At 72.2% G+C, this 22,624-nt stretch carries 29 protein-coding genes; 14 read left to right on the top strand and 15 right to left on the bottom strand.

Going from position 1 to position 22,624, the window contains the following annotated elements; all coding sequences use genetic code 11:
* Positions 1-13: 13 nt before the first annotated feature.
* The 5 genes from ABZ342_RS06540 to ABZ342_RS06520 form a co-directional block, all read right to left on the bottom strand.
* The gene (locus tag ABZ342_RS06540; RefSeq protein WP_003105220.1) at positions 14-274 is read right to left on the bottom strand and encodes a hypothetical protein; all 261 of its coding nucleotides are present in this window, start codon (positions 272-274) and stop codon (positions 14-16) included.
* Positions 274-1,257, bottom strand: a complete 984-nt coding sequence (locus ABZ342_RS06535; RefSeq protein ID WP_360469437.1) for a TNT domain-containing protein — start codon at positions 1,255-1,257, stop codon at positions 274-276. The genes ABZ342_RS06540 and ABZ342_RS06535 overlap by 1 nt, the downstream gene beginning before the upstream one ends.
* 101 nt (positions 1,258-1,358) lie before the next feature.
* Positions 1,359-2,288 (bottom strand): hydroxymethylglutaryl-CoA lyase, encoded by a 930-nt coding sequence (locus tag ABZ342_RS06530; RefSeq protein WP_360469434.1) that lies wholly within the window; start codon positions 2,286-2,288, stop codon positions 1,359-1,361.
* Positions 2,288-2,878: a PH domain-containing protein gene (locus ABZ342_RS06525; RefSeq protein WP_360469432.1), complete on the bottom strand. Its 591-nt coding sequence runs from the start codon at positions 2,876-2,878 to the stop codon at positions 2,288-2,290. The genes ABZ342_RS06530 and ABZ342_RS06525 overlap by 1 nt, the downstream gene beginning before the upstream one ends.
* An 85-nt stretch (positions 2,879-2,963) precedes the next feature.
* Positions 2,964-3,761, bottom strand: a complete 798-nt coding sequence (locus ABZ342_RS06520) for a biotin--[acetyl-CoA-carboxylase] ligase (protein WP_360469429.1) — start codon at positions 3,759-3,761, stop codon at positions 2,964-2,966.
* 81 nt (positions 3,762-3,842) lie between these two features.
* Here ABZ342_RS06520 and ABZ342_RS06515 point away from each other — a divergent pair, with 81 nt between their 5' ends.
* On the top strand, positions 3,843-4,871 hold the full coding sequence (locus ABZ342_RS06515; RefSeq protein ID WP_360469427.1) for a C40 family peptidase: 1,029 nt from the start codon (positions 3,843-3,845) through the stop codon (positions 4,869-4,871).
* Here ABZ342_RS06515 and ABZ342_RS06510 read toward each other — a convergent pair.
* Together ABZ342_RS06510 and ABZ342_RS06505 are read right to left on the bottom strand one after the other, a co-directional pair.
* Positions 4,844-5,521: a response regulator transcription factor gene (locus ABZ342_RS06510; protein WP_360469424.1), complete on the bottom strand. Its 678-nt coding sequence runs from the start codon at positions 5,519-5,521 to the stop codon at positions 4,844-4,846. The genes ABZ342_RS06515 and ABZ342_RS06510 overlap by 28 nt on opposite strands.
* Positions 5,518-6,618, bottom strand: a complete 1,101-nt coding sequence (locus ABZ342_RS06505; protein ID WP_360469422.1) for a histidine kinase — start codon at positions 6,616-6,618, stop codon at positions 5,518-5,520. The genes ABZ342_RS06510 and ABZ342_RS06505 overlap by 4 nt, the downstream gene beginning before the upstream one ends.
* Before the next feature lie 185 nt (positions 6,619-6,803).
* Here ABZ342_RS06505 and ABZ342_RS06500 point away from each other — a divergent pair, with 185 nt between their 5' ends.
* The 3 genes from ABZ342_RS06500 to ABZ342_RS06490 all read left to right on the top strand — a co-directional run bounded on the left by ABZ342_RS06500 (position 6,804) and on the right by ABZ342_RS06490 (position 8,435).
* Positions 6,804-7,121, top strand: a complete 318-nt coding sequence (locus ABZ342_RS06500) for a DUF6223 family protein (RefSeq protein WP_360469419.1) — start codon at positions 6,804-6,806, stop codon at positions 7,119-7,121.
* Positions 7,122-7,131: 10 nt separating this feature from the next.
* Complete coding sequence (locus tag ABZ342_RS06495; RefSeq protein ID WP_360469417.1) at positions 7,132-7,467, top strand: VOC family protein; 336 nt, start codon at positions 7,132-7,134, stop codon at positions 7,465-7,467.
* Positions 7,468-7,562: 95 nt separating this feature from the next.
* Positions 7,563-8,435: a sigma-70 family RNA polymerase sigma factor gene (locus ABZ342_RS06490; RefSeq protein ID WP_360469414.1), complete on the top strand. Its 873-nt coding sequence runs from the start codon at positions 7,563-7,565 to the stop codon at positions 8,433-8,435.
* Here ABZ342_RS06490 and ABZ342_RS06485 read toward each other — a convergent pair.
* Entirely contained in the window at positions 8,398-8,991 is a 594-nt protein-coding gene (locus ABZ342_RS06485; protein WP_360469412.1) for a dihydrofolate reductase family protein, read from the bottom strand. The two genes, ABZ342_RS06490 and ABZ342_RS06485, sit on opposite strands and share 38 nt — an antisense overlap.
* Positions 8,992-9,181: 190 nt before the next feature.
* Here ABZ342_RS06485 and ABZ342_RS06480 point away from each other — a divergent pair, with 190 nt between their 5' ends.
* From ABZ342_RS06480 to ABZ342_RS06470, 3 genes are all read left to right on the top strand, one after another.
* Entirely contained in the window at positions 9,182-10,000 is an 819-nt protein-coding gene (locus tag ABZ342_RS06480; protein ID WP_360469409.1) for a methyltransferase domain-containing protein, read from the top strand.
* A 15-nt stretch (positions 10,001-10,015) separates the two neighbouring features.
* Positions 10,016-10,627: a TetR/AcrR family transcriptional regulator gene (locus ABZ342_RS06475; RefSeq protein ID WP_360469406.1), complete on the top strand. Its 612-nt coding sequence runs from the start codon at positions 10,016-10,018 to the stop codon at positions 10,625-10,627.
* Between the two features lie 145 nt (positions 10,628-10,772).
* Positions 10,773-11,711: a LysR family transcriptional regulator gene (locus tag ABZ342_RS06470; RefSeq protein WP_360469403.1), complete on the top strand. Its 939-nt coding sequence runs from the start codon at positions 10,773-10,775 to the stop codon at positions 11,709-11,711.
* Here the strand turns inward: ABZ342_RS06470 and ABZ342_RS06465 are convergent.
* Together ABZ342_RS06465 and ABZ342_RS06460 are read right to left on the bottom strand one after the other, a co-directional pair.
* A complete protein-coding gene (locus ABZ342_RS06465; protein WP_360469400.1) occupies positions 11,668-12,051 on the bottom strand; it encodes a hypothetical protein in 384 nt (127 codons plus the stop codon). The two genes, ABZ342_RS06470 and ABZ342_RS06465, sit on opposite strands and share 44 nt — an antisense overlap.
* Positions 12,052-12,068: 17 nt before the next feature.
* Positions 12,069-13,067 carry a helix-turn-helix domain-containing protein gene (locus tag ABZ342_RS06460; RefSeq protein WP_155549100.1) on the bottom strand — a complete coding sequence of 333 codons (999 nt, stop codon included), beginning with the start codon at positions 13,065-13,067 and terminating at the stop codon, positions 12,069-12,071.
* Positions 13,068-13,138: 71 nt separating this feature from the next.
* On the opposite strand from ABZ342_RS06460, the gene ABZ342_RS06455 reads away from it, so the two are divergent.
* Entirely contained in the window at positions 13,139-13,987 is an 849-nt protein-coding gene (locus ABZ342_RS06455) for an NAD(P)H-dependent oxidoreductase (RefSeq protein ID WP_360469397.1), read from the top strand.
* Here ABZ342_RS06455 and ABZ342_RS06450 read toward each other — a convergent pair.
* Complete coding sequence (locus ABZ342_RS06450; protein ID WP_360469395.1) at positions 13,923-14,660, bottom strand: SDR family oxidoreductase; 738 nt, start codon at positions 14,658-14,660, stop codon at positions 13,923-13,925. The genes ABZ342_RS06455 and ABZ342_RS06450 overlap by 65 nt on opposite strands.
* Positions 14,657-15,508, bottom strand: coding sequence for an NAD(P)-binding domain-containing protein (locus tag ABZ342_RS06445; RefSeq protein WP_360469393.1), 852 nt, complete (start codon positions 15,506-15,508; stop codon positions 14,657-14,659). The genes ABZ342_RS06450 and ABZ342_RS06445 overlap by 4 nt, the downstream gene beginning before the upstream one ends.
* Before the next feature lie 82 nt (positions 15,509-15,590).
* Here ABZ342_RS06445 and ABZ342_RS06440 point away from each other — a divergent pair, with 82 nt between their 5' ends.
* Positions 15,591-15,950 carry a helix-turn-helix domain-containing protein gene (locus ABZ342_RS06440; RefSeq protein WP_360469391.1) on the top strand — a complete coding sequence of 120 codons (360 nt, stop codon included), beginning with the start codon at positions 15,591-15,593 and terminating at the stop codon, positions 15,948-15,950.
* On the opposite strand, the gene ABZ342_RS06435 is transcribed toward ABZ342_RS06440, so the two are convergent.
* A complete protein-coding gene (locus ABZ342_RS06435) occupies positions 15,922-17,106 on the bottom strand; it encodes an FAD-dependent monooxygenase (protein ID WP_360469388.1) in 1,185 nt (394 codons plus the stop codon). The genes ABZ342_RS06440 and ABZ342_RS06435 overlap by 29 nt on opposite strands.
* 73 nt (positions 17,107-17,179) lie before the next feature.
* Between ABZ342_RS06435 and ABZ342_RS06430 the strand changes: the two genes are divergently transcribed.
* Positions 17,180-17,752: a TetR family transcriptional regulator gene (locus ABZ342_RS06430; protein ID WP_360469385.1), complete on the top strand. Its 573-nt coding sequence runs from the start codon at positions 17,180-17,182 to the stop codon at positions 17,750-17,752.
* Here the strand turns inward: ABZ342_RS06430 and ABZ342_RS06425 are convergent.
* Positions 17,749-18,894 carry a polysaccharide lyase family 7 protein gene (locus tag ABZ342_RS06425; RefSeq protein ID WP_360469383.1) on the bottom strand — a complete coding sequence of 382 codons (1,146 nt, stop codon included), beginning with the start codon at positions 18,892-18,894 and terminating at the stop codon, positions 17,749-17,751. The genes ABZ342_RS06430 and ABZ342_RS06425 overlap by 4 nt on opposite strands.
* A gap of 24 nt (positions 18,895-18,918) precedes the next feature.
* The gene (locus ABZ342_RS06420) at positions 18,919-19,479 is read right to left on the bottom strand and encodes an NAD(P)H-dependent oxidoreductase (protein ID WP_360469380.1); all 561 of its coding nucleotides are present in this window, start codon (positions 19,477-19,479) and stop codon (positions 18,919-18,921) included.
* 79 nt (positions 19,480-19,558) lie between these two features.
* On the opposite strand from ABZ342_RS06420, the gene ABZ342_RS06415 reads away from it, so the two are divergent.
* The 4 genes from ABZ342_RS06415 to ABZ342_RS06400 are packed head-to-tail and all read left to right on the top strand — an operon-like array spanning position 19,559 to position 22,604.
* A complete protein-coding gene (locus ABZ342_RS06415) occupies positions 19,559-19,975 on the top strand; it encodes a MarR family transcriptional regulator (protein WP_155549093.1) in 417 nt (138 codons plus the stop codon).
* Positions 19,976-20,006: 31 nt separating this feature from the next.
* Positions 20,007-20,798 (top strand): SRPBCC family protein, encoded by a 792-nt coding sequence (locus ABZ342_RS06410; RefSeq protein ID WP_360469377.1) that lies wholly within the window; start codon positions 20,007-20,009, stop codon positions 20,796-20,798.
* Between the two features lie 34 nt (positions 20,799-20,832).
* The gene (locus ABZ342_RS06405; protein WP_360469374.1) at positions 20,833-21,936 is read left to right on the top strand and encodes a sensor histidine kinase; all 1,104 of its coding nucleotides are present in this window, start codon (positions 20,833-20,835) and stop codon (positions 21,934-21,936) included.
* Positions 21,933-22,604: a response regulator transcription factor gene (locus ABZ342_RS06400; protein ID WP_360469371.1), complete on the top strand. Its 672-nt coding sequence runs from the start codon at positions 21,933-21,935 to the stop codon at positions 22,602-22,604. The genes ABZ342_RS06405 and ABZ342_RS06400 overlap by 4 nt, the downstream gene beginning before the upstream one ends.
* Positions 22,605-22,624 lie beyond the last annotated feature (20 nt).

Genomic DNA, 22,624 nt, shown 5'->3' with positions numbered 1-22,624 from the left:
CGGGTCGTGCGGGTCACGACCCGGGCAGCAGGCCGACGGCGCCGCGGGCGACCTGCGCCCAGGCCAGCCGGCCGAAGAGGTAGTGGCACGCCACCTGCTCGCTGGTGAACCGCGCCCAGTCGTAGCGGTTGCCCTGCTCCCGCCAGAAGACCTCCCACGCCTCGTCCTCGCCCTGCATCAGGCACCAGGCGTTGTCGACCTCGGCGCCGAGCGAGACGACCTCCGGCGGCACGCCCAGCACGCCCAGCCAGCGCTGGATCGACTGCGTGTTCATCAGTCCTCATCCCCCTTGGCCTCGGCGAGGTAGCCGAGGGTCACGAGCTCGTCGGCCGCCAGCAGGGCCCGGAACCGGACGCCACCGCCGACCTGGCCGAACCAGTTCGCCGTCTCCGAACGCCACATCGGCACCGCGCGCACGACGACGTACCGGCGGTATTCGGCGTCCAGCATCCCGGGCGGCAGCGAGCGTTCCGCGAACGGCGTGCCGTCGGCGAAGAACACGCGCCCGTACGCCGGGCCGAAGCGGTCGAGCACGGTGTTCATCGGGACCATCACCGGCGTGGCCGGCTCGATGCCGCCCTCCGGGTAGTGGTCGCCCGGCGGCCACGCGTACTCGGGCCCCAGCTCGCTGTGCCCGAGGACGAACCGGCGGATCCAGACGGCCTGCGTCGCCCGGGCATACGGGACATACCCGTCGGTCAGGTGCCGGGGCACCGGCCGCGGCGGCGCGGTCGGCGAACGGCGGAACCCGGCGGTGACGTTGGTGAGCGCCTGGTCGTCGAAGATCAGCCGGGCGTCCGGGTGGTCGTTCGGGCCGAAGCCCTCCGGATCCTCGGGCAGCGGCAGCTGCAACGCCGGCCGGTCCATGGCCACCGGCAGGTGCCCGATCGGGAACATGTGCACCAGGAACAGCGCGACAACGCTTTCCCGCTCCATGCGCGGCGAGCCGAGCGCGGGCAGCGGCGCGGGCGAGCCCGGGTTCGGCGGCGGGCCGGCCACCGGCGGAGGCGGCCCGGCGGGTGCCGGTGGAACGGGCGCCGACGGGACGGGAGCGGGCGGGGCCGGCGGCAGCTGGAACGGCGGGAGCAGCGGCGACACCGCGTGCGGCCACGCCGCGGGGTTGCCCGAGGGCGGTGTCGGCGCCTCTTCGAACGCGCCGGAATCCGTCAAGCCGTACCCGGGCAGCCGGATCGGCCCGGTGTCGAGGTCGGCCTCGACCGGTTCGGAGCCCGCCTCGGAAGGCTCGGTCACACACATCCTCCGGCTCGGTCGGTGCCCGCGGGCACTCTGTTCGACGCGGCCGCGGCGCTGCCGGTCCCCCTTGATACCGCACGCCTGGCGTGCGGCTGCGGGCGAGGTCAGCTGAGCGCGGCCACCACGCGGGACGGGCTCGGGCGGCCGAGCTGTCCCGCCATCCACGCGCTGGCCGCCACCAGCGTGTCCAGGTCGACGCCGGTGGCCACCCCGAGGCCGTCCAGCATCCACACCAGGTCTTCGGTGGCCAGGTTCCCCGTGGCCGACTCGGCGTACGGGCAACCGCCGAGCCCGCCCGCCGAAGAGTCCACTGTCGACACTCCACATCGGAGCGCCGCCAGGGTGTTGGCCAGAGCCTGACCATAGGTGTCGTGGAAGTGCACGGCCAAAGTACCGACATCGCCGAACAGCCCGACCAGGTTCTCGACCTGGCCCGCGGTCGCGACGCCGATGGTGTCGCCCAGCGACAGCTGCGAGCACCCCATCTCCAGCAGGCGGCGGCCGGCGTCGGCGACCTGCTTCGCCGGCACGGCACCCTCCCACGGGTCGCCGAAGCACATCGAGAGGTAGCCGCGCACGTCCAGGCCGGCTTCCCGGGCCCGCGTCACGACCGGCTCGAACATCGCGAACTGCTCGTCCAGCGACGAGTTGAGGTTCTTCCGCGCGAACGTCTCGGTCGCGCTGGCGAAGATCGCGATGTGCTCGACGCCGGCGTCGAGGGCCCGGTCCAGGCCCTTCTCGTTCGGCACCAGCACCGGGTAGCGGACGCCCGCGCGACGCTCCAGCCCGGCCAGCAGCTGCTCGGCGTCGGCCAGCTGCGGCACCCACTTGGGGTGCACGAAGCTCGTCGCTTCGAGCGTCGTCAGGCCGGCGCCCGCGAGCCGGTCGAGGAACTCCAGCTTGACCTCGACCGGGACGATCGTCTTCTCGTTCTGCAGGCCGTCCCGGGGGCCGACCTCCCAGATCGTGACCCGCTCCGGCAGCTCACCCGTCGAGGGGACCCGCTCCGGCAGGCCCAGTTCGCGCGTGCCCATCAGCGGCGTCGGTCGCCGCGGGGCGGGTGCCCGCCCTGGGGAGGCAGCGGCTCGGTCTGCTGGGGACCGGGGGCCTGGCCGCCCGCCCGGTAGTCGTCGTACGGGTTGTCGTTGACCTCGCGGTAGATCACCGTGTGCACCTTCTCGACGTGCGGGATGTCCTCGAACCGCAGCGGCTCGGCCGACGCCGACTCGATGATCAGCGTGCCGCAGCCGAACACCCGGTCCAGCAGGTCGTGCTCGAACTGGACGCTGTTGATGCGGCCCATCGGGATGTCGATGCCGGTGCGCTTCAGGACGCCTTCACGGGCGATCAGGCGGTCGGTGGTCACGATGAAGTGGGTGGTGCGCCAGCGCACGAGCGGTGCCAGGAACAGCCACACGATCAGCACGAGGGCGACGACCCCGATGGCGATCAGCCCGACCGTGTTCCACGGCGAGCCGGCGTCCTTGGCGAGGATCGCCAGCCAGATACCCGCGCCCAGGGTGACCAGGAACGCGAGCATCGGGAAGATCAGCATCTTGAAGTGCGGGTGACTGTGCACCACGACGTGCTCTTGCTCGCTGAGCAAATCGTCCGGATAAGCCACGGCGGACGCTCCCAAGGTCGGTGCGGCGATGTCGCTTCACCGTACCGGCGAGACGCCCGGCCGGTGAGTGCAACGCCCCGAAGAATCAGGCCGGGCGGACGTGGACCACGTCACCTGCGAACACGGTGTGCCGCTGGCCGCCGGTCATGTCGACCTGGAGCTGCCCGGCGGCGTCGATGTCGGCCGCGCGGCCGACGAGCGACGTCCCGTCCGGCAGCTGCACCTCGACGTCCTGGCCGAGGGTCGCGCAGTGGGCGCGGTAGTCGCCCAGCAGGCCGGCTTCGGTGAGGTCGCCGCCCGCGAGCCGCCAGCGCTTCTCCAGCTCGTCGAACTCGGTGAGCAGCGCGATCGCGACGTCGGTCCGGTCGGTGTCCGTGGCGCCCAGCTCGGCGAGCGACGTCGCGGGCAGGCCGCCCGGGCCCGGCTGGACGTCGCCGAGCGGCAGCACGTTGAGGCCGATGCCGAGCACGAGCGACGGCGGGTCCCCGGCGACGGCCTCGGCGAGGATCCCGGCGCACTTCGCGCCACCGGCGAGGACGTCGTTGGGCCACTTCAGCACGGCGTCGACCCCGACGCCGGCCGCGGTCGCCCGGACGGCGAGCCCGGCGACGACGGAGAGTGAGCCCAGCGCCGTGAACGGGACGCCCGGCCGCAGCGCCACGCTGAGGTACAGCCCGGCGCCCTTCGGCGAGCTCCACGTCCGGGCCCGGCGGCCGACCCCCGCGGTCTGCTCCTCGGCCAGCAGAACGGTCCGGTCCGCGGCGCCGTCGTCCAGGGCTTTCCGCAGGTCGGCGTTGGTGGACCCGGTGCGCTCCACGACGTCGATCTTCGCGTACCGATCCTTGAGCGCCGCGGTCAGCCGGGCGGCGTCGATCTCTGCCATGTGTCCACCATATGGGAGTCCCCCTAACGTGCAAGCTACTCAGTCGTTCACTAAGAGGTGCGCTCTTCTAAGTTGGACCCCGTGACGACCAAGCCGACCTCCTGGGCTCGTGGTGCGGCCCTGCGCGGCCTCGTCGCGCTCCCGCTCGTCGCGGGTCTGGTGGCCGCGGGCTGGCTGCTGGCCGACCGGTCGCCCGAGCCCGCGGCCGCCCCGGCTCCCCTGCCGGTGGCGCGCGACGCGGCGTCGGGCCCGTCGGTCCTCGAGGTCAGCGCGCCGGTGAAGGCGCAGGAGCCGGGCCAGGGCGCGTCCGGCCAAGGCGGCAAGAGCCCGCTCCAGCAGTGGGCCGACCAGCTGTCCGGGCCCCTCGACATCCCGGCGGCCGCACTGATCGGCTACGCGAACGGCGAGCTGACCCTGCGGAGCGAAGACCCGTCGTGCCACCTCTCGTGGGTCACGCTGGCGGGCGTCGGCTCGGCGGCGTCGAACCACGGCCGCGGCGGCGGCAACCTCCTCGGGCTGACCGCGGCGCAGGCCAAGAAGTACGGCGGCGAAGCGCCGGTCGCGGCCGGACGCGCCCTGTGCGCGGGCGGCACGGACCTCGGCGCCGGCCCGGGATGGTGGAAGGCGATCGCGGCGTACCACCCGGGCGGCGACACGGAGCTGTTCCGCCAGCGCGTCCTCGGCATGGCCCAGCTGTACGCGACGCTCTCCCTGGACCCGGCGTCGGCCTCGTCGCCGCGGGTCCAGGCGACCCGGTTCGCCCTGGGCCAGCTCGGCCTCCCGTACGTCTGGGGCGGCAACGGCCCCGACGCGGGCGCGGCCGGCTTCGACTGCTCGGGCCTGACGAAGGCGTCGTACGACAGCGCGGGCGTGAACCTGCCGCGAACGGCGGACAGCCAGTTCCGGGCGCTCCCGCCGGTCCCGGCGTCGCAGGAGCCCCGCCTCGGCGACCTGGTGTTCTACGGCAGCCCGGCGACGCGCATCCACCACGTGGGGCTGTACCTGGGCAACGGCCTGATGATCAACGCGCCGACCGAGGGCCAGGCGATCCAGATCCACACGTACCACTCGAAGGGCGACGACTACGCGGGCGCGGGCCGCCCGGTCTGAGGGCTCTGAGGCACCAGCCCGGACTCGTAGGCGAACACCACCAGCTGGGCCCGGTCCCGCGCCCGCAGCTTCACCATCGCCCGGTTGACGTGGGTCTTCGCGGTCAGCGGGCTGATCACCATCCGGGCGGCGACCTGGTCGTTGGACAAGCCGCGCGCGACCAGCGCGACGGCCTCGCGTTCGCGGTTGGTCAGCTCCGCCAGGCCCGCGCCCGGCACGGGCGGCTGAGTCACGTACCGGTCGATCAGCTTGCGGGTGATCGACGGCGCGAGCAGCGCGTCGCCCCGCGCGGCGACGCGCACGGCGTGCAGGAAGTCCTCCGGCCGGATGTCCTTGACCAGGAACCCCGCCGCCCCGGCGCGCAGGGCTTCGAAGACGTATTCGTCCAGGCCGTAGTTGGTCAGGATGACGACGTGCACGGCGGCCAGCGCCGGCTCCGCGGCGATGCGGCGGGTCGCCTCGATGCCGTCGACCCCCGGCATCCGGACGTCGAGGAGCGCGATGTCCGGCAGGTGCTCGAGCGCGAGCGCCACGGCCTCGCCGCCGTCGGCGGCTTCGGCCACCACCTCGATGCCGTCTTCGGCGTCGAGGAGCGCGCGGAACCCGCTGCGGATGAGCGGCTGGTCGTCGGCCAGCAGGATGCGGATCATGCCGGGTGGCCCACGGGAAGCTCGGCCTCGACGCTGAACCCGCCTTCGCGGCGCGGCTCGGCCCGGAGCCGGCCGCCGAGGGCCGTGACGCGTTCGCGCATCCCCAGCAGGCCGACGCCCGGCTCCGGCGCGGTGTCCACAGTGGCCTCGCCGTCGTCGTCGATCCGGACGACCAGGGTGCCGGGCCGGTGGTCGATCCGGACCGACGCGGTGGCCGCGGCGGCGTGCCGGGCGACGTTGGTCAGCGACTCCTGGACGATCCGGTAGGCGGTCCGGCCGACCGCCGCCGGCACGTCCTCGCGGCGGCCTTCGATCGTCAAGTGCGCGTCGAGACCGGTGGACCGGGCGCGGTCCACGAGTTCCGGGACGTCGTCGAGCCCGCGCGGCGGGTTCGGGTCGTCGTCGCGCAACGCTTCCAGCGTCGCGCGCAGCTCCCGGGCCGCCTCACGGCCGGCGTCGCGGATCGCCAGGAGCGCTTCCGGCACGTCCTCGCCCCGCTTGCCCGCCAGGTGGACGGCCACTTCGGCCTGCAGCTTGATGACGGAGATCTGGTGGGTGAGCGAATCGTGCAGCTCCCGCGCGATGTGCAGCCGCTCCTCGTCGGCCCGCCGCCGCGCGGTCTCTTCGCGGGTCCGTTCGGCCTCGTCGGCGCGGCGCTCGGCCTGGCGCAGCGCCTCCCCCGCCGCGCCGGCGGCGATCAGCCAGGCCAGCTGGAGGACGTCGCGGGACTGCGTGAACGCCTCGCCGGTGGTGTGCAGGCCCGAGGCCAGGATCGCGAACGGAACCGCGCCCAGCATGAGCACCGAAGCCACCACCGCGGCGACGCGGTGGCCCGCCCGGACCGCCGCGTACACCGCGAACAGGTAGGCGACGACGGGCACTTCGAATCCCGCGGCCTGGTAGCCGAGTGCGCACGCCGCGGTCACCGCCAGCACGACGACCGGCGCCCGGCGGCGCGCCGCCAACGCGAGTCCGCCTGCCACCAGGAACGCGTAGCCCAGGGGGTCGAGGTCTGTCGGCACGTGCCGCGCGGAGAGCCCGGCGACCAGCAGGGCCGCCGCCACCCCCACGGCGATCACTCCGTCCACGACCCTCATCCCCGCACCCTAACCGGAGGTTCCGGGCGGCGAATCCGGCGTGAAGAGCATTCGCCGGCTACCGCGCCCGCGGTAGATCCCCGGTTCCTGCGGCGGCCGCGGCAGCGGGAAGTGCCCGCGCCCGCACGACGACGGGCGGCGGGTCCGGCGGCCATCCTTCCCGGACACCGAAGAAGGAGTACGCCATGGTTGCAGCAGCTGTCACGAGTTATGCCTTGACGCCGGGACGTGTGTGGTCCGTGGTGGCCGCGCTGGTGGGGCTGGCCGGCGTGGTCGCCGGCGGGCTGGCCCTGACCCGTGGCCGGGGTGCCGCGGTCGCGCTGGCCGCGGGAGTGGCGGGCGCGGCAGGCGGAGCCGTCGTCGTGGCCATGGCCAAGGGCGGTCCCGGCACCGGATACGGGATCGTCGGCGGCTGGGCGGCGCTGGTGATCGGCGTGGTCGCCGCGGCGCTCGGCGGGCTGGCGCTGGCTCGCTCGCGCGGTTTTGTCGGTGGTCGCCGCTAGCGTCGGCGGCATGTACGAAGTCGACTTCGCCGAGTTCCCGTCCACGTCGGCCACCGCGTCCGGCGAGTTCTTCGCGCGCGCCTTCGGCTGGGAGGTGACGCCGTACGGGCCGACGTATTCGGACGTCCGCGCGCCCGGTCTCACTTTCGGCTTCCAGGCCGACGCGGCCGAGCAGTCCAGCGCGCCCCTGGTCACGATCCGCACGGACGACCTGGTGGCGGCCCGCGTCGCGGTCGAAGCGGCGGGAGGGCGGGTGACGAAGGAGCCGTTCGGCTTCCCCGGCGGGCGACGCTTCCACTTCCGCGAACCCGGCGGCAGCGAGCTGGCGGTGTGGTGCCCCGAGTAGCCGGCCACTTCGGCGGGGTCAGCAAGCTCATCGGTCACCTCTGGTCGCGGCGATCCGTCGTCAGTGCGACGGCGAAGGCGGGCGAAAGGTGACCGATGGACGAGCTGACCGGGAAGTTCGAGGCCGAACGCGGGCGGTTGCGCGGGCTGGCCTTCCGGATGCTCGGCTCGGCGGCCGAAGCGGACGACGCCGTCCAGGAGGCTTGGCTGCGCCTGAACCGCGCGGACTCCGTCGACAACCTCGCGGCTTGGCTGACGACGGTCGTCTCGCGCGTCTGCCTGGACGCCCTGCGCACGCGGAAGGCTCGCCGGGAGGACCCGTTCGAGGTGGTCCCGGACCTCGCGGCCGACGCCGATCCGGCGGGCGAGGTCGAGCTGGCCGACTCGGTGGGCCGCGCGCTGCTCGTCGTGCTGGACGCGCTGGGCCCTGCCGAGCGGATCGCGTTCGTGCTGCACGACCTGTTCGCGGTGCCGTTCGACCGGATCGCGCCGGTGCTCGACCGTACGCCGGTCGCGGCGAAGAAGCTCGCGAGCCGTGCGCGGCACCGCGTCCGCGGCACGTCCCCGCTGCCGCCGGCCGACCTGGCGCGACACCGCCGAGTGGTCGACGCCTTCCTCGCCGCGGCCCGCGGCGGAGACCTCGACGAGCTCCTGGCCGTGCTGGCCTCGGACGTCGTCCGGCACGCCGACGCCGCCGCGCTGCCGGCCGGAGCGGCGCTCGAGGCACGCGGGGCCCGTGCCGTCGCCGACGAGACGCAGGTGTTCGGAAAACGGGCTCACTTCGCCGAAACGGCGCTGGTGGACGGCGCGGTCGGCGTCGTCGTGGCCCCGCGCGGGCGGCTGGTGCTCGCCCTCGCGGTGACGGTCGAGGGCGAGCGGGTGGCGGCGTACGAGGTGATCGCCGATCCCGCCCGGCTCGCCGCGCTGCACGTCACGCTCCTCGCTCGACCCGGTAGGAGAGGTGCGTGACACCGGTCCCTTCGACGACCTCGGGACCGGTCAGCGTGGTGGTCGCGTCGAGGTCGTCGAAGAACCGGACGCCGGAGCCGAGCAGCACCGGGACGAGGTCGACCTGGATGCCGTCGAGCAGGCCGAGGTTGAGGCACTGCTGCGCGATCTTGGTGCTGGCGACGGCGACGTTCTTGTCACCGGCGACCTTCTTGGCCTGCTCGACGGCGCTTTCGACGCCGTCGGTCACGAAGGTGAACGGCGCGTCCGGGTGCGGCCAGTCCGCCGGCGGCTCGTGGGTGACCACGAAGACCGGCACGCCCATCGGGTGCTGCCCGCCCCAGCCCTGGGTGATGTCGAACAGGTGGCGGCCGGCGATCAACGCGCCCACGTTGTCCATGGCGTCGCGAAGCATCTTCGCGCTGGCTTCGGAGGTCTTGAAGGTCGCCCACTCGACGGCGGTGGGCACCTCGACGTCACCGCTGCCGAACCATCCGAACAGGTGATCGATGCGGTCCTGCGGGTCGGCGACGAAGCCGTCGAGGGACATGGACATGTTGGCGAAGACGTCGGCCATTTTGAGCTCCTTTGTGCTGGTCGGAGGCGGTTTGCCTCACTGAGGGGAAGTCTTCCGCGATCGCCCGGCCGGAAGATCTGCCACCTGGCCGACATCCGGCAGCGGGTGGCCGATGCCTTGACAGGCGCCGCGGTCTTCGCGACCATGAACATGTGTTCATGAACGTGTGTTCACAACGAAGGGGATGGGGATGACCGGGATCGTCAACACCGCGCAGGCCGAGGCGTGGAACGGCTACGAAGGGGAGCACTGGGCTTCGCATGCCGACCGCTACGACGCGGTGAACAGCGGGTTCAACGACTACGTGCTCGACCAGGTGGGCCGGGACGACAGGGTGCTCGACATCGGCTGCGGCAACGGGCAGCTGACGCGGCTCGCGGCGGCGCGGGCCCGGTCCGCGACCGGCGTCGATCTGTCCGGGCCGATGCTCGCGACCGCGCGGACGCGGGCGGCGGAGGTGCCGAACGTGACCTTCGAACAGGGTGACGCCCAGGTGCACCCGTTCGCCGACGGCGGGTTCGACCTGGCGATCAGCCGGTTCGGGGTGATGTTCTTCGCCGACCCGGTGGCGGCTTTCGCCAACGTCCGGCGGGCCCTGAGCCCCGGCGGGCGGCTCGCGTTCCTCTGCATGACGGCGCTCTCCGGCACCGACCTCGGCACGGTGTTCGGGGCGATGGCGGAGTACCTGCCCCAGCCCACGGGCCCGGACGGCAGCGGCCCGACGTCGTTCGCGGACCCGGACCGGACGACGGCGGTCCTGACCGGAGCCGGCTTCGAGGACGTGGTGTGCACCCGCGTCGAGGCCGGCCAGGTCTGGGGCCGCGACGTCCCGGACGCGGCGCGGTTCATCGCCGGCTGGGGCCCGGTCCGCCACCACCTGGGCCTGGTCGACGCCTCGACCGCGGCCAAGGCGACCGAAGCCCTCACGGCGGCGCTCGAGCCGTTCGCGGGCCCGGACGCGGTCCGCCTGCGCGGGGCGGCGTGGCTGGTCACGGGAAGGAGGTCGTAGGGCACTGGTTCTACGATGGCGGTGATGTCACCGAGGAAAGCCGCGGCTCAGCGGGACGGCCAGTCCCTGCACGACCTGCTGGTCGAAACCGCTCAGAAGATGATCGCCACGCACGGGACGGCCGGGATGACCGTGCGCGAGATCGCGCGCATGGCGGGCGTCGCCGACGGCGTGCTCTACAACCACTTCTCCGACAAGGAGGAGCTGGTGGCCAGGGCCCTCCTGGAGCACGTGCGCACGACGGAAGCGGAGCTGGGCGACCTGCCGGTGGCCGGCGAAGGCACGCTGGAGGGGAACCTCCGCCGCCACCTGGAGTTCGGCCTCGCCTTGCACGCGGTGATCGTCCCGGCGTTCAGCGGCCTGCTCGGGCAGCCGAAGGTGCTGGAGCGGTTCGCGGAAATCAGCGAGCGATCCGGCTACTGGCGCGATCGCCTGCTGACGTACCTGAGGGAGGAACGCGCCCTCGGCAGGCTGCGCCCGGAGTCCGAAGTGGACGCGACAGCGGCCATGCTGGTCGGCTACTGCCACGCCTCGGTGATGGCAGCGGTCTTCCCGCACACGGGCCCGCTCGACCCGCCCACCCCGGACGCGGTGGTCCGAGCGGCCCTCGACGGCATCGCGCCTTGACACCCGACCGGCCGTGCGCGGCTCTCGTGGGTCGCGGAGTCTCCGTCATCACTGTCCGTCCTTTGTGGAATTCTCGACACCAAGACCACCATTCGCACAACAGAAAGGGAAAGACCGACGGACTCCGCCGCGATACCCTCGCGGTATGGACGACGTCGAGGTCCGTGAGCTTCGGTACTTCCGCGCAGTCGCCGAGGAGCTGAACTTCTCCCGCGCCGCCGAGCGGCTCGGGATGGCGCAGCCGCCGCTGTCGCGTGCGATCCGGTTGATGGAGCGGCGGCTGGGCGTCCAGCTCTTCGAACGCACGAGCCGGCACGTCGAGCTGACGCCGGCCGGGAACGTCCTGTTCGCGGAGTCGGCCAAGGCACTGGACGCGGTCACGGCCGCGGTCCGGCGCACGCGCCGGGCGGCGCGGCGACCGCTCGTCGTCGCCGCGAAACCCGGTGTCGCCACCGAACTGCTGCGGCGGATCGCCGACGGGCACCCGGACCCGGTCGAGATCCGGCTCAGCGGGTTCGGGGACCAGGCCGCCCTGCTGCGGGACGGCCGGGCCGACGTGGTCCTGCTGGGCGGTCCGGGCGACCACGGCGACCTGGACGTCGAGGTCTTGCTGGGCGGTCCGGGCGACCACGGCGAGCTGGACGTCGAGGTGCTGTTCACCGAGCCGCGGGTCGCCGCGCTCCCGGTGCGGCACGAGCTGGCCGGCCGGTCCTCGCTGACCTGCGCGGACTTCACCGGCCGGGCGACGCCGTCCTGGCCGGACGCGTCGGCCGTGGACCGGGCCTACTGGTCGGGCCGGGACGTGACCGGCGGCCCGGTCACCCCGGGGCCGGTGGTGCACGACAGCGCCCAGCTGCTGGAGGCCGTCGCGCTCGGGCAGGCGATCGCGTTGCTGCCGGCGTCGGTCGCGCAGTGGTACCCGCGGACCGATGTCGTCTACCGGCCGGTCGCCGACGCGACGCCGTACTCGCTCGCGCTCGGCTGGCCGGCGGGCGCGCGGGATCTGCGGATCGCGCGGTTCGTGCGGACCGCCGTCGAAGTCAGCGAAGCACGACCTCGACCGGGAGCGGTCCCGGCGGGGTGACCGAGCGGATCACCGGCGGCACCCGGAGGTCCTCGGCCTCGGACAGCACCCGCGGCTGCTCAAGGTCCGCGTCGGCCATGACTTCGGCCAGCTCGTCCGCGCGGGCGACGGCGTCCGGGGCGAGCACGGGGGCGTCGTCGAGATCGCCCCAGAGGTCCCACAGGATCATCTCGGGCTTGGTGAGGGCGGCGAGGTCGAGCACGAGGGTGTGCCGCGCGTACGGCAGGCCGCGCAGGAACGGCACGTCCAGATCCGGCGCGAGGTCGCGCGGAACTCCGTCGAGCCACGACGACTGCGCGCCCGGGTCGGTGAAACGGCTCTGGCCGCGGTACCAGTCCATCGCCCCGGACTACGAGATCAGCCCGCCTGCATCGCGAGTTCGCCGCGGAACGTCGTGCGGTACGCGCTCGGGGACACCCCGAGTGCGGCCTGGAAGTGCTGGCGCAGCGACGCCGCCGTGCCGAAGCCGGCCTCCGTCGCGACGCGGTCGACCGGCAGGTCCGACTCTTCCAGCAGCTGGCGGGCGCGCTCGATCCGTTGCTGCGTCAGCCATTGCAGGGCCGAGATGCCGACCTCGTCGCGGAAGCGGCGGGTGAACGTCCGGGTGCTCATCGCCTCACGGGCGGCCAGTTCGCGCAGCGTCAGCGGGCGGTGCAGGTTCTCGAGCGCCCAGGCGCGCGCCGCTTTCGTCGACGACGTGCTCGGCTCGGGCACCGGCCGTCGGACGAACTGGGCCTGGCCGCCCTCGCGGTGTGGCGAGACCACCGTGCCGCGGGCGACCTCGTTGGCGACGGTCGCGCCGTGGTCGCGGCGGATCATGTGCAGCACCAGGTCGATTCCGGACGCGACGCCCGCCGACGTCAGGACGTTGCCGTCGTCGGTGTAAAGCACGTCCGGGTCGACGTCGACCTCCGGGAACCGGTTCCGCAGGTCGTCGGCGGAGCGCCAGTGGGTCGTCGCGCGGCGGCCGTCGAGGAGGCCGGCCGCGGCGAGCACGAACGCGCCCGTGCAGATCGACGCGATCCGCGCGTCCCCCGGGATCCGGTCGAGCGCCGCCGCGAGGGGCGGGGTCAGCACGCGCGCCAGGGGCTCGTACTCGACCAGCGACGCCGGGACGATCACGGTGTCGGCTTCGGCGAGGACCTCGGGGCCGCGGTCGATCGGGATGGTGAAGTCGGAGTCGGTGCGGACCGGGCCGGGTTCGAGGGTGCAGGTCACGACCTCGTACAACGGCTCGCCCGACGCCGAGCGCGCCTGCCCGAAGAGCCGGTGGACGATGCCCAGCTCCATCACGAGCATGCCGTGCCTGACCAGCACGGCGACGTGGTGACGGTCCGGGTGCACGAATTCGGCCATGGCTCGATTCTTGCACATGTTGTCCATCAGGCCACTCGATCGTGACGGCCGTCCGCGTGACCATCGAGGTCATGAACGTTCTGTGGGTTTTCGCGCATCCCGAGCCGCGCTCGCTGAACGGGGCCCTCCGCGACGACGGGCTCCGGACGCTGCGCGAGCTCGGTCACGACGTCCGGGAATCCGACCTGTACGCGATGAAGTGGAACCCGGTGGTCGACGCGGCCGACTTCGGCGCCGAGGCCGGCGACGAACGGCTGGTCGTCGGGGCGACGTCGGCCCGTGCGCACGCGCGGGGCGAGCTCAGCCCGGACATCGCGGCCGAGCAGGAGAAGCTCGACTGGGCGGACGCGGTCGTCGTGCAGTTCCCGTTGTGGTGGTACGGAATGCCGGCGATCCTCAAGGGCTGGTTCGACCGCGTCTTCGTGAAGGGCTTCGGCTACGGCGTCCGCGCCGACGACGGCCGCACGTTGCGCTACGGCGAAGGCCGGCTCGCGGGCAAGCGCGCGATGGTGGTGCTCACCGCGGGCGCCCGCGAGCCGGCCATGGGCCCGCGCGGGGTGAACGGCCCGCTGAACGACATCCTGTTCCCGCTGCACCACGGAACGCTGTTCTACGCGGGGATGTCGGTACTGGAGCCGGTCCCGGTCTACGGCGCCGACCGGCTGCCGGACGAGCAGTTCACGCGAGCCCGCGAGCAGGTGCGCACGCGCCTGGCCACGCTGGAGACGGCGGAGCCGATCCCGTTCCGGACGCAGAACGGCGGCGACTACGACGAAGACCTCGTCCTGCGCGCGGATCACGCACCCGGCACGACAGGCCTGGCCGTCCACCTCGCCGAACCCGCCGGGCCGATCGTCACGCCGGCAACGTCAGCCGCTGTCCCAAGCCGCCGTCCACCGGGAGGTCCGCTCCCGTCGTGAACGTCGCCTCGAACGCCAGGAACAGCACCGCCGCCGCGACTTCCTCCACCCTCGCGTGCCTCTTCAGCGGCGTCACCTCGTCGCCGGTCGACTTGAACGACGCCAGCACCGACGCGGGCACCCCGGTCACGCCCATCGTCGGCGTGTCCGTGTAGCCCGGGCTGACCACGTTCACCCGGATCCCGCGCGGCGCCAGCTCGGCCGCGTACGTCAGCGCGAACGACCGCACCGCCGCCTTCGCCGCCGAATACGGCCCCATTCCGGCGATCCCCGCGCCGGCCGCCACCGAGGTCGTGAACACGAACGACCCGCCCGGCCGCACCAAGCCGGCCAGCCGCTGTGCCGTGAAGTACGCGCCCTTCGCGTTGACGTCGAACGTCCGGTCGTAGATCTCCGGCGTCGCCTCGGCGTACGGCGTCAACGTGGCGAACCCGACGTTGATGAACACCAGGTCCAGCGAGCCCAGCTTCTCGGCGGCGAACGCCCCCAATGCCTCGATGTCGGCCAACGACGAAGCGTCCGACGACAGCAGGTGCGCCGGCAGGTCCAGCCCCGACACGTCGCGGCCGGTCGCCAGCACCTCCGCGCCGCCGTCGAGCAGCGCGCGCACCACCGCCAGCCCCATGCCGTGCGTGCCGCCCGTGACGACGGCCTTCTTCCCCGAATACTTCACCGGATCTCCTCGATGACACTGGCGATCGCGTGCGCACCGTGGCCCGAAGCCACCGCGCGGTCGAACAACTCCTGCAGCGCCGCGGGCACGGAAGCGCCGATCCCCTGCGCACGGCTCGTCTCCACCAGGAGACCGAGCCCCGCCGCGTTGATGTCCAGCGCCGACACATCGGTCTCGTAGTCGCCGCCGGCGACCGAAGCGCCGATCCCCGGCAGGAAGCCGCCGACCGCCGAGAGCCACGACGTCGCCATCGGCGTGAACGTCGACGGCGCGACGCCCTCGGTCCCCACCAGGGCCAGCGCGTGCAGGTACCCGGCCATCGTCGACCACATGATGCCCAGCAGCGCCAGGTCGTACAGCGCCGCCAGCCCGGCGTCCTCACCGAGGAACACCGGTTCCCCCAGCACCGTCAGCACTTCGCGCTGCGCCGAAAACACCGACGGCGGACCGCTGTAGAGAATCCGAGACTGCGGGGTCCCGATGCCCTGCGGCACCGCCATGATCACGCCGTCCACGTACTCGATCCCCGCCGACGCTGCCCACGACGCCGTCTCACGAGCCTGCGCGGGCGTCCCCGAAGTGAGGTTGACCAGCACCTTCGGCGAACACGCCGAGAGCACCGGCCGCTGACTGTCGTATGTGGACAGACAACTGAGCACCACGTCCGCCGAGGCCGCTTCCGCCGGCGTGGCCGCGAGGCGTGCCCCACGGTCGAGCAGCGGCCCCGCCTTGAGCGGCGACCGGTTCCACACCACGACGTCGTGGCCCGCCCCCAAGAGCGCGCCGGCGAGGGCGGAGCCCATCCGCCCCAGGCCGAGCACGCCCACCTGTTTCTTGCTTTCTCCCATGCGGATCATGCTGGCCTTGCGCTTTACTATGGACAAGTACCGACTATTTAGTCAGGTACCCACCAAAAGGTAAGGATCCTGCATGCTGGCGAGAACCTACCGCTGCGGGCTGGACGCGGCGATCGACGTCGTCGGCGGCCGCTGGAAGGCCCTGATCCTGTGGGCGCTGCACGCCGAGCCGCTGCGGTTCGGGGAGCTGAAGCGAAAGGTGACCGGGATCAGCGAGAAGATGCTGATCCAAGCACTGCGCGAACTCGAAGCGGACGAAGTCGTGCACCGCGAGGTGTTCCACGAGATCCCGCCGAAGGTCGAGTATTCGCTGACCGAACTGGGTCAGCGGTTGAACACCGCGTTGCTGCCGCTGGGCGACTGGGGCGAGGAGAACATGGCCGGCATCGCGAAGCGTCGCGGAGTCACGCCCGCGCCGCCGCATACTCCTTGAGCGTGATCGCGTTGCCCGCCTTGAGCGGCAGTTCCTCGATCATCTTGCGCCACGGCAGGTACGGCAGCAGCTTGTAGTTGAGGTTGCGCAGCCGGATCCACCCGCGGCTCGGCGGCACGAACCACTTCCCGTTGCCCTGGGCCAGCTTCTGGCAAGCGTCGACGAAGCCGCGCATCTCCTGTTCGTAGGCCGCCAACGCGGAGACGTGGTCACGGCCCGCCAGCTCGCCGGCCAGCACGTACGCGCCGACGATCGCGAGGCTCGTCCCCATGCCCGAGAGCGGCGCGGCGCAGTACGCGGCGTCGCCGACCAGCGCGACGCGGCCGCGTGAGTACGAGTCGAGCACGATCTGGCTGGCCGAGTCGAAATAGAAGTCCGGCGCCTCACGCATCGCGTCGAGCAGCTTCGACGTCTCCCAGCCGACCTCCCCGAACTTCTCCTCGACGATCCGCCGCTGCTGCTCGACGTCGCGGTGGTCGTAGTCGAGCGAGCCGGCGCCGAACCAGAACAGCGCCTTCGCCTCCGTGTTGTCCCGCGCGCTGTAGACGCCGACGGTGCGGTTCGGCTCGTTGTAGAACCGGCCGGCGCGATCGAGGCCGAGGTGGTTCGGCACGGTGCAGATCGAGACGTAGTACCCGAGGTCGCGGCGGTACCGCGACTCGTCGCCGAAGACCAGCGAGCGCACGTTCGAGTGCAGCCCGTCGGCCCCGACGACCAGGTCGAACTCGCGCGGCTCGCCGTGTTCGAACGTCACCGTGACGCCGTCGTCGCGCTCGAGGACACCGGTGATCGAGTCGCCGAAGACGTACTCGACGTCGTCCTTCGTGGCGTCGTGGAGGATCCGCGACAGGTCGCCGCGCAGGATTTCCAGCTCGCCGCTCTGGAACGTCGCGGGCGTGACGGCCAGCGGCCGGTCGTCACCGTCTACATAGGTCACGTCGCCCATCCGCGTCGCGGCGGCTTCGACCTGCGTCAGCAGGCCCATCCGGTCGAGAACCCGCAGCGACGCGCCGCGGAAGTCGACCGCGTAGCCGCCGTCGCGCAGCTCGGGAGCGCGTTCGATGACCGTCGGGGTGAAGCCGTGACGGTGCAGCCAGAAGGCGAGGGCGGGGCCGGCGACGCTCGCGCCGGAGATGAGGACTCGTCGGTTCGTCATGCCGAGAACCATAACCGCGATTTGGGCGATCGCGCAAGACGTTCGCCTAAGGCGATCGTGCTAGACTCCGGCCATGGGCAACAAGGAAGCACTCCTGGCCGGCGCGAAGCGCTGCCTGAACGAGAAGGGCTACGCCCGCACGACCGTGCGTGACCTGGCCTCGGCGGCGAACGTGAGCATGGCCGCGATCGGCTACCACTTCGGCTCGCGGGAGGCGCTGCTCAACACGGCGCTGATCGAGGCGAACGAGGAGTGGGGCGAGACGCTGGCGAAGGTGCTGCAGGTCGAGACGCCGGCGAGCGCGTCACCGGCCGAGCGGTTCGAGCTGATCTGGCGCCGCGTCATCGAGTCGTTCGAAGAGCACCGCCGGATGTGGGCGGTGAGCATGGAGGCGTACTCGCAGCCGGACCTGGACCCCGAGGTCCGCACGCAGCTGGCGAACGCCCTGGAGCTGGCCCGCTTCGGGCTGGCGAACCTCTTCCAGGGCCTCGACGACGGCAGCGCCGAGGCCCGGGCCGTCGGCACCGTGCACCAGGCCCTCCTGTCGGGTGCGATGCTGCAGTGGCTGATCGACCCGGACCGCGCACCCTCGGGCGCCGACTTGGTCCGCGGCCTGCGCCTGATCGCGACGGACGTCCTGGCTTAGGTGTGGGTCACGACGAGGTCGTGGATCACGACTTCGCCGTAGTTGCCGGCGGAGCAGGGCGAGGAGTTGCCGCAGTTGGCTTGCGTGTAGGCGCCGGCCTTGAAGTAGGCACCGGAGAACTTCTGGCTGATCGTGGTCACCAGCGTGCCGTTGTAGTACGCCTTGACGGCACCACCGGAGACGACGAACTTCGCCTCGAACACCGTGCCGAGCTGGTAGCCGCCGGTGATCAGCTTGTAGTGGGCGTCGTCGCCCTTGGTGACGTAGAGGTTCGAGCCCTCCAGCCGGAACACCGTGATGTCGTCGCTGGAGCCGTGGATCTGCCCGGCCACGACCTGCGGCTTGCCAGCGGGCAGGTGGGTGATCGCCTCGCGGATCGTCATCGTCGACGTCCCCGAGGTCGACGACCAGCTCGCCAGGTCCGCACCCTTCGTCTCACGCAGTTCCGAACGCGGGTAGCCGGAGCCGCTGGTGGTGACACCGTCGACCGCCGCCCGGAACCGCACGCCGGCGCAATCGGCGGTCGGGACGAACCACGGGTCGGCCTTGAAGGTCGCGAGCTGCGGCTGCTTGACCACCGTGGGATCTTCGGCTTGGCCGGTCGGCAAGCCCTCGTACCAGTTGCGGAGGTCGAGCACGTCCGCCGGATACGCGCACGACCCGCCGCTGCCGCCGTCGGCGCCGAGGACGTGGGCTTCGGCGATGCTGGTCCAGTCGTTCTTGGTGTTGCCGTGCCCGACAATCCGCACGTAGCGGCCGGCGGTGTCGGCGAAGTCCGCGGCCTCGAAGTCCGCGGTGCGGCCGCTGGACGCGTGCCGGGACAGCACCGTGGCCCAGGCCGAGCCGTCGCCGGAGACCTGGACGTCGAAGGTGAACACCCGGGCGTCGCCCTGGTACCACGCGAGCGCCACCGACCCGACGGTCTGCGCCGAGCCCAGGTCGTACTCGATCCACGCGCCGTCGCCCTCGGCCGACCAGCGGGTGCCGAGGTCGCCGTCCAGGCTGGCGGCCGGGACGTGGCCGTCGTCCCCGCTCGCGGACACGGCCGCGACCGCTAGCACCGGCGCGCCGGCGGCGTGCGCGACCGGCGCGCACACCGCCGCCAGAGAGAAGGTCAGAGCGGCGATCTTCATCGTTCGCATGCCCTGGACTCTGCCACCGAAGATCTAGGCGTTTACCAGATCCGCGCCGGTGAAGAAGGTCGACGCCGCCGACATCGCGTCCGCGTCGAGGAGCACGTCGCCGGGACGGCTGCCGTTCCCCAGCAGCACGCCGCCCCAGTTCATGCTCAGGTACTCCGCGCACAGCTCCAGCGTGCCGATCAACGGCTGAGCCTCGCGCGCCGTCTCGCTCAGGACGCTCACGCCCCACAGCGACTTGCCGCGCATCTTCGGCTTGAACTCGACCGGCAGCCGCATCCACCCCGACCAGTAGTCCAGGTAGAGCTTCACGCTCGCCGCGACCGAGTACCAGTACACCGGCGACACGATGACGATGTCCGTCGCGGCGAACGTCGCGTCCATCAGCAGCTGCTCGTTCTCACCCGGCGCCGGGTGCTCGCCCGCGCCGTGGCGGCGGTCTTCGAACGGCGGCAGCGGCAGCTCGGGCAGCCGGAGCCACCGCTGCTCGGCGTCGCGAGGCAGCTCCCTCGCCGCCCGCCGCGCCAGCATCTCCGTGTTCCCGCCGGCTCGCGCCGCGCCGACCAGGAAGAGGAAGTTCCGCGTCATGACCAGTCCCCTCAGTTACTTGCATGTACATATAAAGACTGTCCCTGGACTATGCTGGTGTCAAGAGGAAGGCGGAAAGATGACCGTCGACGAACAGTCCTGGGGACGCATGCTCGTGCTGCACGCCCGCGTCGAGCAGGAACTGGGGAAGGCGCTGCAACGGCGGCACGGTCTCGGCCTGTCCGAGTACCGCGCGCTCGGCAAGCTGGTCGCCGGCCCGCGCGGTGGCCTGCGGATGCAGGAGCTCGCCGAGGCGATCGGGCTCAACCAGAGCTCGGTCAGCCGGATGTGCGCGCGCCTCGAAGACGCCGGTCTGACCATCCGCGACCTGTGCGAAGACGACCGCCGCGGCGTCTATTCGGTGATCACCGACGCGGGCCGCAAGCGCTACGCCGAGACCGAGCCGACGTACTGCTCGGTGCTGCGGACCTCGCTCGACAAGGCCGCGAGCGACCCGGAGCTCGCCGCCGCGGCGGCCGCCGTCCGGGGAGCTTGACCCGTATATTCCTCAGTGGTTATATACGGGCATGCCCGCGAAACTGCTGACCGACGAGGAACGCCCCGCCCTCCGGCTGGAACGCCGCCTGAAGCACGCGCCGGAGAAGGTCTGGCGGGCCATCACGGACCCGGCCGAGCTGGCGCACTGGTTCCCGGCGAAGGTCGACGTCGAACTGCGCGATGGCGGCGACATCCGGTTCACCTTCCCCGGCGAGGACGACTCGACGACCGGCCGGGTCGTCACGGTCGACCCACCGCGCGAGTTCACCTTCGTCTGGAACGACGACACGCTGCGCTGGCTGATTTCGCCGGACGGCGACGGCAGCCTCCTGGAGTTCACGCACACGTTCGGCCGCGGCGACCCGGCGATCGCGAAGCTGGCCGCGGGCCGCACCGCCGCCGGCTGGGACGTCTGCCTCGAAGCCCTCGACGCGCGGTTGTCCGGCCGCGATTTCGAGCAGCCGAAGGACTGGCACGCCCGCATAGCGTCCTATGTGGACGAATTCGGCCTCGGCCACGGGGAAGTGCTCGCAGACGGCACGATCCGCTTCCGCCGCGACCTCGTCTGGAAGCCGGTCGACGAGGTCCGCGCGCTGCTCCCGGACGAACCCGGCTGGCACGTGACCCAGGAGCCGTTGGAAGGCACCCGCGTCGAGTTCACCGAACCCGCGCCCGACGACGTCGTCGCGGAGCTGGCCAGGCGGCACGAGCAGCTCGACAAGCTGTTCGCCGCGACGCACGGTGTCGAGCTGCCGGACTGGACGCCCGAGCACGTCGAGGCCGTGAAGAAGCAGTACGCGGAGCGTCCGACCCAGGGTTGACGCGCGGCGCGCGCGTCGGCATTACGTTCGTTTCATGCGAATTCGCGTGGTGCTGGACGTGCTCGCGGTCCTGGTGCTCACGGTGGGGGCCGGCGGCAACCTCGCCGCGGGGGCGTGGTCGCTGCCGCTGTGGCTGCCCGCGTGGCTCGGCTGGACGATCATGCTGACGAGCGTCGCCCCGATCCTGCTGCGGCGCTGGTGGCCGCGGCCCGCCTACATCCTGGCGCTCGTGCTGACCGCGGCGGCCGTGCCGATCGGCGGGCCGGTGCTCGCGGTCGCCGTCGTGTCGGCCGGGTGCGCGCTCTACACCTTCGTCGTGCACCGGGGCAGCCGAGCCTCGCGAGTCGGTTTCGTGGCCGGGCTGCTCGGTGTCGGCCTGGTCGGGGTCGTGGTGCCGAACCCGAGCACCGCCACGACCGTCAACTTCGGGGCGTCGGCGCTGATCGTCGGGTTCGCGCTCGGCATCGCCGTCCACGGGCGCCGCGAGTACGCCGCGGCCGAGCGGGAAAACCACGCGCGGGAAGCGGTTTCCGCGGAACGGCTGCGGATCGCGCGCGAGATGCACGACGTCGTCGCGCACAGCATGAGCCTCATCGCGGTGAAGGCGGCCGTCGGCAACCACGTCGCTTCGGAGCAGCCCGCGGAGGCGCGGGAAGCGTTGCGGGTCATCGAAGACACCAGCCGCGAGACGCTGGCCGAGCTGCGGCGCATGCTGGGCGTGCTGCGCGACGGCACGGGCGTCCCGGCGCTGGCCCCCGCCCCGACGCTCGACGACCTGCGCGCGCTCGCCGAACGCGCGGAGCTGGCGGGGCCGTCCGTCGACCTCGCGGTCGAGGGTCTCGACGAGCTGCCGGGCGGCGTCGGCCAGTCGGTGTACCGGATCGTGCAGGAGGCACTGACCAACGTGGTCAAGCACGCGGGCGCGACGACGTGCCGCATCCGCGTCACGGGCAGCGAGGGCGAAGTGAGCATCGAGGTCCGCGACGACGGCCGTGGCGGCCCGGCCACCCCGGGCCACGGCTTGATCGGCATGCGCGAGCGCGTGGCCGTCTACGGCGGCGACTTCTCGGCGAGCCCGTGCGCTCCTGGCTTCCGCGTGTTCGCGCGCTTGCCGTACGAGACGGCGGCGGCCCGATGACCCGCGTCCTGATCGCCGACGACCAGGCGTTGCTGCGCGGCAGCTTCCGGGTGCTGGTGGACAGCGCGCCGGGCCTGGAGGTGGTCGGCGAGGCGTCCGACGGCGTCGAGGCGGTGGCGGTGGCGTTGACGCGACGTTTCGCCCCGGACGTCGTGTTGATGGACGTCCGGATGCCGTCGATGGACGGCATCGAGGCGACCCGCCGGATCTGCGCCGCGTCGGAAGTCCGGGTGCTGATGCTGACGACATTCGACCTGGACGAGTACGTGTACGCGGCGTTGCGCGCGGGCGCCAGCGGCTTCCTCCTCAAGGACACCCGCCCGGCGGACCTCCTGACGGCGATCGAAGTCGTGGCGTCCGGCGACGCGCTGCTCGCCCCGTCGGTGACCCGACGGCTGGTGGCCGAGTTCGCACGGCTGCCGACGGGCCCGGTGACCACGCGCCTGGACGGGATCACGGCGCGCGAGCAAGAGGTGCTGACGCTGATCGCCCGGGGCCTGTCGAACGACGAGATCGCGGCGCGGCTGCACCTGGGCATCGCGACGGTGAAGACCCACATCGGCCGGCTGCTGCACAAGCTCGCGGCCCGCGATCGGGCGCAGCTGGTGATCGCGGCGTACGAATCCGGCCTGGTCGGTCGGACGTTGCCTACGCCACACGCGAAGTGACCGGCAAGTAGCTAAGCTCC

The sequence above is a fragment of the Amycolatopsis sp. NPDC005961 genome (assembly GCF_040629235.1).
In the GTDB taxonomy this organism is placed as follows: Bacteria; Actinomycetota; Actinomycetes; order Mycobacteriales; family Pseudonocardiaceae; genus Amycolatopsis; species Amycolatopsis camponoti.
This window is presented reverse-complemented; position numbering and strand designations above follow the sequence as displayed.